18 protein-coding genes are annotated in these 14,551 nt (G+C 42.2%); 9 read left to right on the top strand and 9 right to left on the bottom strand.

The window, feature by feature from the left end:
- Window positions 1-12: 12 nt before the first annotated feature.
- The 6 genes from FRE64_RS11560 to FRE64_RS11535 all read right to left on the bottom strand — a co-directional run bounded on the left by FRE64_RS11560 (window position 13) and on the right by FRE64_RS11535 (window position 5,114).
- A complete protein-coding gene (locus FRE64_RS11560; RefSeq protein WP_146296373.1) occupies window positions 13-717 on the bottom strand; it encodes a lysophospholipid acyltransferase family protein in 705 nt (234 codons plus the stop codon).
- A gap of 89 nt (window positions 718-806) precedes the next feature.
- On the bottom strand, window positions 807-2,285 hold the full coding sequence (locus FRE64_RS11555) for a WD40 repeat domain-containing protein (protein ID WP_146296371.1): 1,479 nt from the start codon (window positions 2,283-2,285) through the stop codon (window positions 807-809).
- Window positions 2,275-3,093 carry a TIGR03943 family putative permease subunit gene (locus tag FRE64_RS11550; protein WP_146296369.1) on the bottom strand — a complete coding sequence of 273 codons (819 nt, stop codon included), beginning with the start codon at window positions 3,091-3,093 and terminating at the stop codon, window positions 2,275-2,277. The genes FRE64_RS11555 and FRE64_RS11550 overlap by 11 nt, the downstream gene beginning before the upstream one ends.
- Window positions 3,094-3,152: 59 nt before the next feature.
- Window positions 3,153-3,938 (bottom strand): MOSC domain-containing protein, encoded by a 786-nt coding sequence (locus tag FRE64_RS11545; protein ID WP_146296367.1) that lies wholly within the window; start codon window positions 3,936-3,938, stop codon window positions 3,153-3,155.
- A 72-nt stretch (window positions 3,939-4,010) separates the two neighbouring features.
- Entirely contained in the window at window positions 4,011-4,244 is a 234-nt protein-coding gene (locus FRE64_RS11540; protein WP_146296365.1) for a ferredoxin-thioredoxin reductase variable chain, read from the bottom strand.
- A 135-nt stretch (window positions 4,245-4,379) separates the two neighbouring features.
- Window positions 4,380-5,114: a phycocyanobilin:ferredoxin oxidoreductase gene (locus FRE64_RS11535; RefSeq protein ID WP_146296363.1), complete on the bottom strand. Its 735-nt coding sequence runs from the start codon at window positions 5,112-5,114 to the stop codon at window positions 4,380-4,382.
- A 90-nt stretch (window positions 5,115-5,204) separates the two neighbouring features.
- Between FRE64_RS11535 and tatA the strand changes: the two genes are divergently transcribed.
- The 7 genes from tatA to purE all read left to right on the top strand — a co-directional run bounded on the left by tatA (window position 5,205) and on the right by purE (window position 9,765).
- Window positions 5,205-5,384, top strand: coding sequence for a twin-arginine translocase TatA/TatE family subunit (tatA, locus tag FRE64_RS11530; RefSeq protein ID WP_146296361.1), 180 nt, complete (start codon window positions 5,205-5,207; stop codon window positions 5,382-5,384).
- Window positions 5,385-5,401: 17 nt separating this feature from the next.
- Entirely contained in the window at window positions 5,402-5,953 is a 552-nt protein-coding gene (locus tag FRE64_RS11525) for an RDD family protein (RefSeq protein WP_146296359.1), read from the top strand.
- Window positions 5,954-6,007: 54 nt separating this feature from the next.
- Window positions 6,008-6,202, top strand: a complete 195-nt coding sequence (gene rpmG, locus FRE64_RS11520; protein WP_146296357.1) for a 50S ribosomal protein L33 — start codon at window positions 6,008-6,010, stop codon at window positions 6,200-6,202.
- Window positions 6,203-6,213: 11 nt separating this feature from the next.
- Window positions 6,214-6,429, top strand: a complete 216-nt coding sequence (gene rpsR / locus FRE64_RS11515; RefSeq protein ID WP_146296355.1) for a 30S ribosomal protein S18 — start codon at window positions 6,214-6,216, stop codon at window positions 6,427-6,429.
- 74 nt (window positions 6,430-6,503) lie between these two features.
- Window positions 6,504-8,507 (top strand): ribonuclease catalytic domain-containing protein, encoded by a 2,004-nt coding sequence (locus FRE64_RS11510; protein ID WP_146296353.1) that lies wholly within the window; start codon window positions 6,504-6,506, stop codon window positions 8,505-8,507.
- Window positions 8,508-8,793: 286 nt separating this feature from the next.
- The gene (locus FRE64_RS11505; RefSeq protein ID WP_146296351.1) at window positions 8,794-9,156 is read left to right on the top strand and encodes a response regulator transcription factor; all 363 of its coding nucleotides are present in this window, start codon (window positions 8,794-8,796) and stop codon (window positions 9,154-9,156) included.
- Window positions 9,157-9,234: 78 nt separating this feature from the next.
- On the top strand, window positions 9,235-9,765 hold the full coding sequence (gene purE, locus FRE64_RS11500; protein ID WP_146296349.1) for a 5-(carboxyamino)imidazole ribonucleotide mutase: 531 nt from the start codon (window positions 9,235-9,237) through the stop codon (window positions 9,763-9,765).
- Between the two features lie 21 nt (window positions 9,766-9,786).
- On the opposite strand, the gene pheA is transcribed toward purE, so the two are convergent.
- Complete coding sequence (pheA, locus tag FRE64_RS11495) at window positions 9,787-10,647, bottom strand: prephenate dehydratase (protein WP_146296347.1); 861 nt, start codon at window positions 10,645-10,647, stop codon at window positions 9,787-9,789.
- 177 nt (window positions 10,648-10,824) lie between these two features.
- Between pheA and FRE64_RS11490 the strand changes: the two genes are divergently transcribed.
- Window positions 10,825-11,409: a DUF1997 domain-containing protein gene (locus tag FRE64_RS11490; RefSeq protein ID WP_146296345.1), complete on the top strand. Its 585-nt coding sequence runs from the start codon at window positions 10,825-10,827 to the stop codon at window positions 11,407-11,409.
- On the opposite strand, the gene purD is transcribed toward FRE64_RS11490, so the two are convergent.
- Together purD and FRE64_RS11480 are read right to left on the bottom strand one after the other, a co-directional pair.
- The gene (gene purD / locus FRE64_RS11485) at window positions 11,406-12,683 is read right to left on the bottom strand and encodes a phosphoribosylamine--glycine ligase (protein WP_146296344.1); all 1,278 of its coding nucleotides are present in this window, start codon (window positions 12,681-12,683) and stop codon (window positions 11,406-11,408) included. The two genes, FRE64_RS11490 and purD, sit on opposite strands and share 4 nt — an antisense overlap.
- 48 nt (window positions 12,684-12,731) lie before the next feature.
- A complete protein-coding gene (locus FRE64_RS11480) occupies window positions 12,732-13,229 on the bottom strand; it encodes a pentapeptide repeat-containing protein (protein WP_146296341.1) in 498 nt (165 codons plus the stop codon).
- A 200-nt stretch (window positions 13,230-13,429) separates the two neighbouring features.
- On the opposite strand from FRE64_RS11480, the gene trpD reads away from it, so the two are divergent.
- Window positions 13,430-14,473: an anthranilate phosphoribosyltransferase gene (trpD, locus tag FRE64_RS11475; protein WP_146296339.1), complete on the top strand. Its 1,044-nt coding sequence runs from the start codon at window positions 13,430-13,432 to the stop codon at window positions 14,471-14,473.
- The last annotated feature ends 78 nt before the right edge of the window (window positions 14,474-14,551 follow it).

Raw genomic sequence — 14,551 nt, 5'->3', positions numbered from 1 at the left:
ACTTACAGGTTATCAATGACTTTCCTGTAAAGAATGATTAGAACACTGGTTTACCAACTCCTGATCATGATCATAAAGCTCTCGTAGTGCTTCTTCAAGATCATTGGTTAAAAGGTCAGCCTTTTTTCTTGATGAACCCTGTTTATATTCTGAAACGTCAAGGGGAGAACCCACTTTTACTTTTACCTGCGTTCCCCACTGCGGATAAGCCTGAGAATAATGAATACTCATGGGGACAATTTTGACCGTTTCTGCTACTTTGCGTTGCGACTCTGCTTGTAATGCGATACGAGCCAGCCCAGGTTTTAAGGGTTGTACCGGTTGGTGACGAAAAATATTTCCTTCTGGGAAGATGACTAACACTTCTCCCTGAGATAAGATTTCTACACTTTGGCGAATGGTGCTTAAGCTAGGGTGAATGGGGTTAACAGGAAATCCTCCCATACGACGAATAAACCATCCTTGTAATCCCCAAGTTTCATTTTCAGAGACCATATACTTTAAGTCTCGCCCTGTTTTCCAACGCCCTGCGGTATAAGGAACAATTAAGGCATCCCAACGAGAGCGATGGGTGGGAGCAAGAATCAGTGGAGCAGTACGAGGAATATTTTCACGCCCAATAATGTCTAATTTACTAAAATAACTAGGAATTAACCAATAACAGCCTAGAGGGTAAAGCAGACAACTTAGCCAAGGGGAAACTTTTGCATTGGACATGAGTTCATCGCAAGATATGGAGGTTCTATTTTTTAAGATAAGTGAAGTTACATTTTTTTACTAAAGCCAAGATGACAGTTCGTCTGTTGTCACGGCAACCATTTTGGCCCTAATCCAGCAATGGGCAATTCTTCTAGTTGAGAGTGATCATGAGAACTTGCAGTGAGTGGCGAGCCTGGAATTAATAACCATAAACTGCTACCAATAATGGTTTCTCCAGAGTCACTACGTAGGGTTGAAGAACGATTTTCTGGATTATTCACAGTGATAATTTGATCAAAGAGGAGAGCTAACCCATCGGGAGAAAGACTCATTTCAATATCTTGATATTCAGGAAGGGTCATCATTGGGGTAACATCTTCAGTTTCAAGGTCGATACTAACTAGATAGGGTTGTTCTTGATAGTCTTCTCCTTCCATCAGTTCGGTTAATAAGCAATATAAATGAGTTCCTCTAGGACTAAATTCACAGCTAAGGATTGAGCCATCGGTATCGAGGAGATTTTTTTCCACGCCGCGATTATTAACAAAGTAGAGAGAACGGATGTACTGTTTTTCAGCGTCTTGAGTATTAAAGTTGACCATGGCAGCGGCTTTACCATCAGGGGAAAAGCTGATTACTTGACCATATCGGGGAAGAAAGTTAGAGGGTTCTGTGTCGTCTGTTAAAGGAATTAGTCCCACACCTTGATCTTGAGCGATGGCTAGGGTTTCGCTATCAGGGGGAATCATGAATTGACCACCTGTGGTTTCTTCTAGCATTTTGGGAGCTTGATTATTTTCAAGTAGCCATAAACTGACATCTCCGAGGTTTTCTTTTTCGGCTCGTCTGACTACGATTTTTTCGCCATTCGGTGAGAGATCAAAGTCTAGAAGTCGGTAGTCTTGGTTATCTAAAATGCGTTTAACTTCTTTATCTGACTGATTTTGATTTAGTCCTGTGGTGACGGTATAAAGTTGTTGGTCAATTTTTCCTTCTTCCCAAGTTTCTTGATCAGTGGCTGTGAAAAGGATGCGATCGCGCTCTGGGTAACTTTCAAATTCATGAACCACTAAATCGGGTGGGGTGAGAATGCTTTTTTCTTGTTGGGTTAAATTATAGACAATTAAGCGTCCTTTTTCGTCTCCTTCTACCCCTAAATAAGCAAAGGCGCGATCGCGCGTTCTGACAATTTCATCAAAGGGACGAATTTCACTCCCTAACCGTTCTTTTGCGCCCTCAATTTTAATTTGATACTCTCGCCCATAGGGGGCAGGTTCATCTAACGTATAAGCCATACGTCGCCCTGACCAACTAATTTTTCCTGATAAGTCTGGCTCAATTTCTAAATTTTCTTCCACACTTGCCCGATCCATGGGACGACTAAAGGTGAGAATAAAAGCGCGATCGTTGGCATTAATTTCCCGTTCTTCCCAGTTAAATTGTTGCACACTGGGGCTGACTTTAAACCAACAATCGGTTCCACAAACATTATCGGCAGTGACTAAAAAGGTTACAAAAATGCCTAATAGAATAATGACAATAACGGCAACCCGATCAATTGGGCTGAAATGAGACTTAGTAGCCATAGGGATTATCAGGTGTCGGAATTTCAGTAATACTTTCTGCTTTAATGACGAGTTGGCGATTAAGAGTTCCCTCTTTATATTGCATTCCTTCTAATGGCAGCATTTCAGTTGTCATTTCTCCTTGAATTTCCAGCCAGCTATCTTCTTTGTATGCTTCGTTGTTGCCATCAATTTTAACAGGAATTGCAATGGGATAAGCATCAAGAGCGCAACAAGTAATAATGAATTTAGCTAATAAGAAATAATTATCATCGAGTTCATTCATTTTAATAACAAATCCCTTAACATCGACAGCATCTCCCCTGTATGCCTCTGGTTCTGGATAAGAATTTAGGGTTTTTACCCAATCAATTAAAGAACGATCTTCAGGTTGCACATTCACTCGAAAGGGTTCAGGTTGAGTCTGGGTTAAAGGTAGGGTTTCTCGGATTCCTCTTTGTAACGCAACGTCACTATCTAACACTTTTGGTGGAATAAATGTGGCTAAAATTAACGTAATTAAAAGAAAACCTGTACTCCATCCTGAGGGTAAAAGGGTAATATGCTGAACAACTTTTTTACGATTATTAAAATAAATATTGTTGCGTTCTTTATACAGTTCTATACTTTTCGCAATCCCTGCAAATAATAAAATAAAACCAGTTAAAATCACTAACCAAACGTAATTAGGATGAATCAGTAATCTGATTTCACCACTGAGCCAATAGCCTAATAGTAAAATGCCCCACCCTAAAAAGGTTACAGCATCTAAACTGGGAAGAATAAAGGCATACCAACGATAAAAGGGAACGTTTTTGAGAACGCGCATTTTAAAAAATCAAGGGTGTACAAGAATAATGTACAATGACAGGGCTGTTTTCAGGAAACTTAACAGTTTATGGTCAATTTATCACTGACCGCTATTAGTTTACCGATCTGATTGTGAAGAATCCGTGTATTGATGCTGAGACGATAATAATGATTGAAACGAGTTGGGTTACTCCAATGGGGAAGGGTGGCTTGGCGTTGCTGGGTAAATACTTTTTGGAATTGGGGATAAGTTTCTCCTGTTTGGGGATCACGGGTGGGAACAATACAACGTTGACAAGGGTTGATCCCTTCAAATTCTACTGCACCCACTTGAAAGTTAACGACAGTGTCGGCGGTACTAAAAAGTTGATCTTCCCAAAATGGGGGAACGCCACTGAGTTCAATATTAGCCCGAAAGCGCGATCGCGCATTTTCTAAACTTAACTCTGAAAACCAACTAGCAACGGTTTCTAGAGTCGCGGTACTAATAATTGTCGGTCCATACGCCTCGGTATCATCAGGAAATCCTCCTGCTGGATTCTCTCGCAGGAAAACAGGCTGTTGAAAATACTCACTAAGCCATTGATTCAGTTGCTCAACTTCGGTGCTTAAATTAAAAGTAGCGGTGGTAGTTTCCCCTTGTTTTTGCAGGGAGACACTAGGCTGAGTCAGGTCAAATTGACTACGGAGTTGATGGACTTTCGGGTTGCGCTTCCCATTGACATAGTTTCCATTTTCATCCAGAATTGCCCATCTACGGTCAAACTCAAGAGCGCCAGGAGAAACAACCGAAGCGCGATCGCGCTCTACCCCATCAAGGGCTTTAATAGGGTAGATTAGCACTTTGTGAACTTGAGCCACCATGTTTGTCCTTCGTTGTTTGTCCTTCGTCCTTTGTAAGCCAATGACCAATGACTAATGACCAATGACTAATGACTAATCTGCTTCTTCGATGACTTCCACTTCATCCTCTCGTAAGTGGGCAGTAAATTTCTTTTCAAACTTCACCTTTACGGGGAGATTCGCACTAATCGGTCTTCCTTGCCATTCCGTGACAATTTCTTGGATTGTCCCTTCCATCCCCTTAATATCATAGGGTTCTTTTTTATGTTTGGGATAGTGATAGACTATAACGGATTGAGTAACGCGAACGCGATCGCCAGGTTTCATATATCTTTCTTAACTTATTGAACGACTCTTACAGAAATTTATTCATAAGGGCTAACTCAATTAACCCATAACGCATACGGCTTTACCATTGTTGCATAATTAGGGTTCACTGCTAACAGTTGAGAATGATTTTCTCTAAGCTGGCAGATCAAATAAAACCGTAGTCATATAGCGTTCCGCCCACTCTTCCCCAAAGGCTTTTTCTAAAACGCGACGGGTTTTATCGTTTTTCTGCTGTTGTTGGCAATAGTTTTGTTGGGCGGCTAAATTAGCATGGGCTTGTTCACTAGAAACGGTTTCTGCGATAGTTCCCTGCTGACAGTGAAGGGTTAGAAAGTCTTGGACTCGCTGTAAAAATTGCTGTTCTTCTTGTTCATTTTCAGGACGAACAAAGAGACAAAATTGAGAAAAAATACTTCCCCATGGTGGTAATTCCCGAGGTTGGGAAAATTGAGGCGCAGGGAGTTGAGAAAGATTCTCCTCATAAGCAGCAGGTAAGCGACCATCAGCACTAATTGGCGATAAATCCGCGATCGCTGCACTAATTTGCCCTCGTCCCCCGACAATATCACACCCAAAGATCGGAAGATTATACTCAGGTCGCGGAAACATAACACAATGGAGAATATCTAAATTTTTCCCCACTTGGGCTAACTCTAGATGGATTTTCCGAAACGTTTTCGTCTGATAGCAAGCATTTTCGATGGTGAGTTTATCCCCTTCTAATCGCCCTTCAATATAGCCTAAATCCTCAGGTAACTCATAGGGCGATAACTCTAGTTGTGTTTGCCAAGTGTTCTCTAACGTATTCGCCAGAGATTGAATTAAGGGATGTTGCTGGGAACGTAATGACGATGAAGTATCCAACATAGGTTTTACAATAATGACACTTTTCTCACGATATACTGAAGATGGGTCGCGGTGAAGATATCTGTAAAAAACATTTAAGGTAGAAATCATATGTTGGGTTTAGGCTGGCTAGAAGTAAGCGTCATCATCGGAGTTGCTATTTTAATTTTTGGTCCCAAAAAGTTGCCAGAAATGGGGAGTTCTCTCGGAAAAACGTTGCAAGGCTTTCGTGAGGGAATGAGTAACCCCTCCCAAGAGGAAGAAGAAAATTCTTATATTGATAAAGACTAAGGAATCTCCTATTAATAATGTCAGAAACGACAACAATCATGCCTAAAGAATCTTATCCCTATCGTTATCCTCGCGTTCCGATTCAACGTCGAGTCTATGCGTTTTTATTAGATTTTTTTGCCGTTTGGTTGGTCAGTGCATTAGTGGGTATTCCTATTTTTCAGTTTATTGCCTTTATTGTCGGTTGGTGGGGATTAAGAGTGTATGCTGTTTCTCGCTACAAAGGGCAAAGTTTAGGGCGTTGGGCATTTGATGTGGAAATCATTAATGGGAGGCGGGCAAAACTCCCTAATATAGAGGATTTAACAAAACGAGAATTAGTCCTTGGTGCAACTGCGTTGTTAGGGATGATTGGCTTACAATATGGCTTACCCAATGTTCTCACTGCTATGATCTTGAACGCACCTTTATTTGCTAATTTAATAATTGCCATTGGTGATGAAGAGCATCAGCAGGGATTTCATGAGCGCTTTGTTGATACCGTCATTGTTCCTAGTCGCCGTGGTTACTCCCTTGATATTCGGATTCGTCGTTGGGTTGATGAAATCAGCGATCGTATGAGACAATAGTAGGCTGTGTCATCATTATTAAAGAAACTTAGCGAAATCTCATAACCCCAAATCATGGCAAGTAAAAAGGGAACTCGGATTATTATTACCTTAGAATGTACGGAGTGTCGGACGAATCCCGACAAGCGTAAAAATGGTGTCTCTCGCTACACCACAGAGAAAAACCGTCGCAACCATTCTGGGCGGATTGAATTTAAAAAATATTGCCCCAATTGTAATCGGCACACTATGCACAAGGAAACTAAATAGAGGAGGTAAAAATGGCTTATTATCGCAAACGCTTATCCCCAATTAAACCAGGCGATCCCATTGATTACAAAGATGTGGAATTGCTTCGTAAATTTATCACTGAACGCGGCAAAATTCTTCCCCGCCGAATCACCGGCTTAACCGCTCGACAACAACGGGACTTGACAAGAGCGATTAATCATGCTAGACAATTAGCGCTGATTCCTTATGTGGATGCGGAAAATTAAAAGCTCGCTGACTTGTTGCCACTGGAGGTTAAACTAGAGAACAAGTCGTCAAACAAGCTACAAGCGTAAAGCTGGTGGAAAAGGGAAAGCTAATCGAATTTAAAGTCCAAGGAGAACGTCGTCTTGGGGTGCCAGAGCGACCAGAAGGGAAAAAGAACTGGATCGTGCGAGATCAATGGGGTCATTCTCACACCCTGCACCCGCGACAGGTGGAGTATGAAGTGGGAGGCGACCCCAAACGCCCTCAAGATATTCCCCTCTTTCTCCAAGAGGTTGATCCCTATCTTGATCCCTCAAGTTTAGAAGTGGCTTGGGAACTGTTAGAGGGCGAGCCAGTCACGCCAGAGGACATGGCAGAAGTTTTATTTTCAGAGCAAAGTGCTGTTGCCTGTTATGCTGCTTATTCTCTATTAGCCGAGGATAAAATTTATTTTAAGCAGAAAGGAAATCAGTTTGAACCGCGATCGCCGTCGCAAGTTGCAGAAATTAAACATCAGCAAGAAGTTGAAAAGCAACGTAATCAAGAAAAAGCGGCTTTTATTGATCGCATTAAACGTCGATTAGCAGGAGAGGCAATAGAGTGGGAAAACAGCGATCGCGCTCGCTTTGAAGCCCTAGAAAGATATGTTCTCAATCCTGAACAGGAAGTTCGTCTCGCCCAAGATACCTTAGGGGAAGTGGGACGGGAAAAAACCCCTGAAGCAGCATTTAGCTTGTTGGTTGATCTCGGCTTATGGAGTCGCCATGAAAATCTTTTCTTGCGTCGTAGCTCCTATCCTGTCCAATTTCCTCAGAAGGTACTTGATGTGGCGCAACAGTATTTAGACTCCCCTCCCGATGACCTAGAGCGCGATCGGCTTGACTTAACCCACCAAAAAGTTTACACCATTGACGACGAAAGCACCAAAGAAATTGATGATGGCTTAAGCATTGAAACCCTCCCCGATGGGCGCGAACAGATTTGGATTCATATTGCTGATCCCACACGCTTAGTACAGCCTGAAGACGAACTAGATCAAGAAGCGCGACGACGATGCACCAGTTTGTATCTTCCCACAGGGATGATTCCCATGTTTCCAGCAGAACTTGCCACTGGACCCATGAGTTTAAGACAGGGACAAGTTTCGCCAGCAGTAAGTTTTGGGGTGATTCTAGAAGACGATGGATCAATAACCGACTATACCATTGCTGCCAGTTGGGTTAAACCCACCTATCGCCTTACCTATGAAGATGTGGACGAAATGCTAGAGCTAGGGGTCACAGCAGAGCCAGAAATTGCCCAACTCGCTCATTGGGCGGAAAAACGGAAAGAGTGGCGCAAGTCTCAAGGGTCAATTAACATTAGCTTACCTGAGGCAATGGTGAAAGTGGATGAGAATGAAGAAGTAGAGATCGAACTCTTAGAAGACTCTCCCTCCCATCAACTGGTGGCAGAAATGATGATTCTCACTGGAGAAGCAGCCGGACGGTTTGCCGTAGATAATGAGATTCCTTTAGTGTTTCGCTCTCAACCCCAACCCGAATTTCCCCCCGAAGAAGAATTATTACAACTCCCTGCGGGTCCCGTGCGCTGTTGTGCCCTTCGTAGCTGTATGCCTCGTAGTGAAATGAGTACCACTCCTAGCTCTCATGCCGGGTTAGGGTTAGATGTTTATGCTCAAGTTACCTCCCCGATTCGGCGGTATGTAGATTTGTTAGCCCATTTTCAATTAAAGGCTTTTCTGCGTGGAGATTCTTGTCCTTTTTCTGCCGAGGAAATGCAGGAAATGGCTTATAGTGCTGCATCTGGGGCTTATGAAGCCACGTTAGTGGAACGGCAAACTAGACGATATTGGGCCTTAGAGTATTTACGTCGCAATAGCGATCAACGCTGGAATGCACTGGTTTTACGGTGGTTACGAGAAGAAGATAATTTGGGGATTGTTTTATTAGAAGATTTAGGCTTAGAACTCCCTCATCGCTTCCAAAATCAAGTAGAACTCGGCGATCGCCTAGAAATGGAAGTGGTGGTTGCCGATCCTCATCAGGACTTATTACGCTTTCGGGAATTTACAGAAGAACTTAACCATGCTCTTTAATGCTTAACCTTGAAAACACCGCACTTTAATGATCTCCAAACGCAAGAAACTCATGCTGGTATAATTAGCTGAAAGGAGTTTTAACAATTTTCTGATGTGAGAGGAATTTACACTAAAGGTGATGTCTTGATACAATTCACACGAGGGGAAATTTTAAGCATCTCTCTCCGCTGTCACTGCGATAGAATTAAGGCAATGATTCAAGGGTAAATTTACTGATCGCTACCAGATGCCTGTTAGTGATAAAATTAAGAATTGTTAAAGTAAGTTTTAAAGTCTATTTGTGATGAAAACGGCACTAATTGTTGAAGATAGTCAAACCGATCAAAATTTTTTTAGTAGTCATCTACAGAAAGCAGGATTTTCTGTGACTGCTGTTTCTACTGTAGAAGAAGCAGAGACTAAGGTAAAAGCGAATAAGCCTGACTTAATTATTTTAGATGTTATTCTGCCTGGACAAAGTGGGTTTGAATTATGTCGAGAATTGAAATCTCAAGATGAAACCAAAAATATTCCCATTATTATTTGTTCTACTAAAGAAACCAACGTTGATAAAATGTGGGGAGATATGCTGGGGGCTAATGCGTATTTAGTAAAACCCGTTGATCCCGACGAATTTGTCAATACAGCGAAAAAGTTTGCTAATTGATAGAAGCCTAACCTATCAATTATTAGTCTCATTAGCGAACTTGCAGAACCAATGACTAAGGACAAATAACTAATCACAATGTCAGACAAAACGCCATTGGTCGGGATTATTATGGGGAGTGATTCTGATTTACCAACAATGGAAAGCGCGATCGCGCTGTGCGATCAGTTTTCTATCCCCTATGAAGTTGCTATTGTCTCAGCCCATCGTACCCCTGAGCGCATGGTCAACTATGCTAAAACGGCAAGGGAACGAGGATTAAAAGTAATTATTGCTGGGGCTGGAGGAGCAGCGCATTTACCTGGGATGGTTGCTTCTTTAACCACTTTACCTGTGATTGGGGTTCCCGTTAAAACTCGTCATTTACAAGGAGTTGATTCTCTTTACTCCATTGTCCAAATGCCAGCAGGAATCCCAGTGGCTACCGTTGCCATTAATAACGCAAAAAATGCTGGATTACTAGCTATACAAATTTTATCCACGTTTGATTCTGACATTGCGAAAAAACTAGAAACCTATCGTCAGGAGTTAGAAGAGTCTGTCTTACAAAAGCAATCACAACTAGAAAAAATTGGCTCTCAAGAATATCTAAAAAAAATTAGTCATTAGTCATTAGTCATTAGTCATTAGTTATTTATTATTGCCTGTTGCTTGAATAGATAATACATCGTAATTGCCGAATATCTTTAAAACCTCTGTGTATTTTGGTAACTCTTCTAAGGCAGCTTGCACAGGAGACTGAGTGAGACTGCCTTCGATATCAATAAAAAAGAGATATTCCCCTAAGGAGCGTTTGGTAGGGCGAGATTCAATGCGAGTCAGATTGATTTCTCGTTGGGCAAAAACAGCAAGAGGACGTACTAAGGCTCCCGGTTCATTTGCAGGAGTGCTAAAGCCTAAAGAGAGATATTTTCCCTCAGTAGTTGTCTCTAATCCCACTACCCAGAAGCGTGTACAGTTATCAGGATAGTCATTGAGATAGGAAATCAAGATCGGTAGATTATAGAGTTGGGAAGCCCGAGAAGACGCGATCGCGCCACTATTTTTTTCTGTTTTTAATGATTGCAAAGCCTCCGCAGTAGAAGCTGTGGGAACTAACTGCACTGTTGGAAGACGAGATTCTAAAGTTTTTTGACATTGAGCAAGGGCTTGAGGATGAGAGTAAACGGTTTTAATTTCTTCTAGAGAAGAGACAGTAGCAAGTAAACAATGATGAATGGGAAGCACAAGGGCTTTTTGAATTTGTAGCCCTTCTAATTGCCACAAAGTATCAAGAGTAATCGTAACACTGCCTTCTGTAGAATTTTCCACTGGCACAACAGCAAAATCAGCCTCTTGTGTGGCAACCGCTTGTAAGGTTTGGGCGATACTCGGGTAAGGGCATAATATGGAGTCTTTGCCTTGGGTTTCCTGTAGCCATTGCGTATAAGCTAAGGTTGCCGTTTCGGTGTAAGTTCCCACCGGACCTAAATAGGCAATAGAGAGAGTCATAACAAAATTATAGTTGTCACTTTCGGAAGAGGATATACAGTCTCTCGGCTCTTTATACTTAGTATTAAGTAATGTAAAGTTTATTGAACTCATTTAAGGCTGTAGCCACTTTGATTACTCTAACAATGAGAGGATCAAAATAACAGCTAGTTGAAGCGAGCATCGTCTCATATTCTTATGGAAACCGTACAATTTACAAGCACTGAGTCTATTAATCTCAGTGTCCCTCAAGAAAAGACACCCATTCAACATTATCTGCGTCAACCGCAACGGTTAGTGAGCGCGATCGCGAATCCTAAACTAATGACGCAATTATCGGAGAATCGCTTTCACCTGAAAATGCGTCCCTTAAACTTTCTGGATATGTATCATTTTCAGCCTTCTGTTGTCTTAAAAGTTGTGGCTGATAGTAATGGTACAGTAACTCTCACCTCAGAAAGCTGCGAGATTTTAGGAAACGATTATATTAATGATCGCTTTGGGATGAATCTCAAGGGGAAACTATATCCTGTGGAAAAAAATGGACAAGTTTATTTAGAAGGAAAAGCAGACTTAAAGGTGGATGTTGATTTACCGCCCCCTTTATGGCTTACTCCTCGTCCCATGTTAGAAACCACAGGAAATGGACTATTAAAAAGTGTTCTGATGCGGATTAAACAAAAGCTCATGAATCAACTCATTGCTGATTATCGTCAATGGGCGAATCAAGCAACAACATCTGAGCCAACTAAACCCTCTCTCTCTTCTCCAAAAACTGCTTAACTTGATTTCTTTTGAGAGGAAAGGACTTGATGACCAATATCAGTGCGATAGTAACAGCCAGAAAAATTAATCTGCGCGATCGCGCTGTAGGCTCTGTCCGCCGCCTCTCTTAAAGTATCTCCTAACCCAGTTACTGCCAAAACACGACCGCCATTTGTTAATAACTGCTGTTTTTCCGTCAGACAAGTACCAGCATGAAAAACTAAAATATCGTCTAATTCAGGAAGATCGGTAATTGCTTCTCCCTTTTCATAACTCCCAGGATAGCCAGCAGCAGAAGCAACGACACATAATGCTCTTCTACCCGACCACTGTAAAGGGGGAAAGTCTTTCAATCGCTGTTCTAAGCAAGCTAAAATCAACTCATCTAATGGCGTTTCCAACAGCGGTAAAATAACTTGCGTTTCAGGATCACCAAAACGACAGTTAAACTCTAAAACCTTTACTTTTTTTTCTGAAGTTAGGATTAATCCTGCATAAAGCACCCCTTGATAAATAATGCCACGTTCTCGGAGAGCATCAATTGTTGGCTGTAAAACCTGCTTGGTAATCTCTGTTAGTAAACCTGAAGTTAAAACAGGGGCAGGTGCATAAGCGCCCATTCCCCCAGTATTAGGCCCAGTATCCCCTTCGCCAATGCGTTTATGATCTTGGGCTGGTAGTAAGGGGCGCACAGTAATCCCATCAGTCACCGCTAAAACAGATACCTCTTCCCCTGCTAAATACTCTTCTACCACCACTTGCGTTACCTCGTTAGCAAAGAGAGTATCCACAGCTTCCATTGCCTCTTCCACGGTTTCTGCTACAGTTACCCCTTTTCCTGCTGCTAACCCGTCTGCTTTCACAACAATCGGTGCGCCTTGTTGAGAGATATACTTTTTTGCATTTTCAGCATTGGTAAATGTTTCCCCAAAAGCGGTGGGAATTGCAACATTCTGCATTAACTCTTTTGCCCACCATTTACTTGCCTCAATTTGCGCCCCTGCTTGAGTCGGCCCAAACACAGGAATATCAAATTCTGCTAGTGCATCGGTAATTCCCTTAGCTAAGGGGGCTTCTGGCCCAACTACCACAAAAGCCACCTTTTTTTTCTTAGCTTGATTAGCAATGCGATTAAAGTCTTCTTCGCTGCCTGCTAAATTCTGACAGTTAGGGAGTAAAGCGGTTCCCCCATTGCCGGGAAGACAGAAAACTTTTTCCACATTGGGAGATTGTAGTAGTTTCCAAGCGAGGGTGTGTTCTCTTCCCCCACTGCCAACAATTAAGACATTCATTGCATTACCACTTCAACGGCACGTTACTGATTATCGCATTCTTTGGAATTAACGACAGCCCAAAGACTCTCGGGTAGAAACCCCAGTAGTGGGATTTACCCCAGAAGCCCGTTCACAGAGTTTTGTCATCTGCAGGCGATCAACCACCGCATCTGTAAAATCTGCTCCTTCAATTTTGGCGTTATCAAATTTAGAACGCAACATCATTGCTTCGGTGAGAACAGCATTGGTGAGATCAGTTCCTGTAAAATCGGTAAGATAGGCAATACCATTACTAAAGTTAACTCCCTGCCAGTTAGCATTGTGAAGGGTTGCGCCATTAAAAACCGCCCCCTGTAAGTTAGCATTATGGAAGTCTGCGCCTTCTAACTCTTCATCATAAAATTCGGCTTCAATGAGTTCTTGTTCTGAGAAATCTTTGGTTTCAGCTTCCACTGCTTCATTAAAGGAACGAACTGCTCTAGGGGTGGCTGCTAAAACAGGAGAAGAAAGGAAAAATAGCGCGATCGCGCCTAAAACGATACTAACCTTTAAAACTTGTCGCATTTTTATTATCTTTAAATATTGTCTTCCCTTTTATCTTAATATTTCTTTACGACTTCTCAAACCAACAACAGAGAAAATGTTGTTAGTCCTTAGTCCTTTGTTGTTTGTAAACCAATGACTGATGACTAATGACCACCGACTCAGTGTGTACCTTAACAGACTAAGAAACGCTATACCGTTCACTCATTATTTAAGAAAATATGACTTCTAGTCCTGCTTGGTCAAGCTTATTACAACAACTTCTCGATCAACAATCACTCTCTCAACAACAATCAGCAAGCCTGATGACAGGGTGGTTACAAGAAGAAATCCCACCCGTTTTATCAGGGGCAATTTTAGCAGCCATTGAAGCCAAAGGAGTTTCTGCGGACGAATTAGCAGGAATGGCACAAGTTTTACAAGAGCAATCCCTGCAAAAAACGCCTCTGACTCATAATGAAACTGTTATTGATACTTGTGGTACTGGGGGAGATGGCGCATCCACCTTTAATATTTCTACCGCAGTTGCCTTTGTTGTCGCCGCCGCAGGGGTAAAAGTGGCAAAACATGGTAACCGTTCCGCTTCCAGTAAAGTGGGTTCAGCAGACGTTTTAGAAGCTCTAGGCGTTAATCTCAATAGTTCCATGGAACGCACTCAAGCCGCCCTAGCAGAAGTGGGAATCACCTTTTTATTTGCCCCTGGGTGGCATCCTGCCATGAAAAGTGTTGTTCCCCTCCGAAAAACCTTAAAAGTGCGAACAGTCTTTAATTTATTGGGTCCCCTAGTTAATCCTTTACGCCCCACTGCCCAAGTGATCGGGGTATTTGATAGTAATTTAATTGAAACTATTGCCCAAGCCTTACAACGCTTAGGAATGGAACGCGCGATCGTGCTTCATGGACAAGAAAAGCTGGATGAAGCAGGATTAGCCGCTCCCACTGATTTAGCCGTTTTAGATCAAGGGGAAGTCACCGTTAGTAGCATTGAACCCGAACAACTAGGACTGCATTCTGTGGCTACCGAAGCCTTAAAAGGGGGAGAATTAGAAGAAAATACCACCATCCTTAAAAAAGTTCTCCAAGGAAAGGGTAGTATTGCTCAACAGGAAGTAGTCGCCCTTAATGCCTCTCTCGCCTTACAAGTAGCAGGAATCGTTCCCCTTCATGATCATCAACAAGGAATCCGAAAAGCTAAAGACATTCTCGCCAGTGGCGCAGCTTGGGAAAAACTCGAAGCCCTTGTTAGTTTTCTCGCTAATAAGTGAACCAAGTTGTGTGTTTAATGTTAGCCTTATTCTCTAAAGATTAATTATTATTGAATAAGCACAACTCAATTATTTAAA

The organism is Euhalothece natronophila Z-M001, from assembly GCF_007904085.1.
Taxonomy (GTDB): Bacteria; Cyanobacteriota; Cyanobacteriia; order Cyanobacteriales; family Rubidibacteraceae; genus Halothece; species Halothece natronophila.
This window is presented reverse-complemented; position numbering and strand designations above follow the sequence as displayed.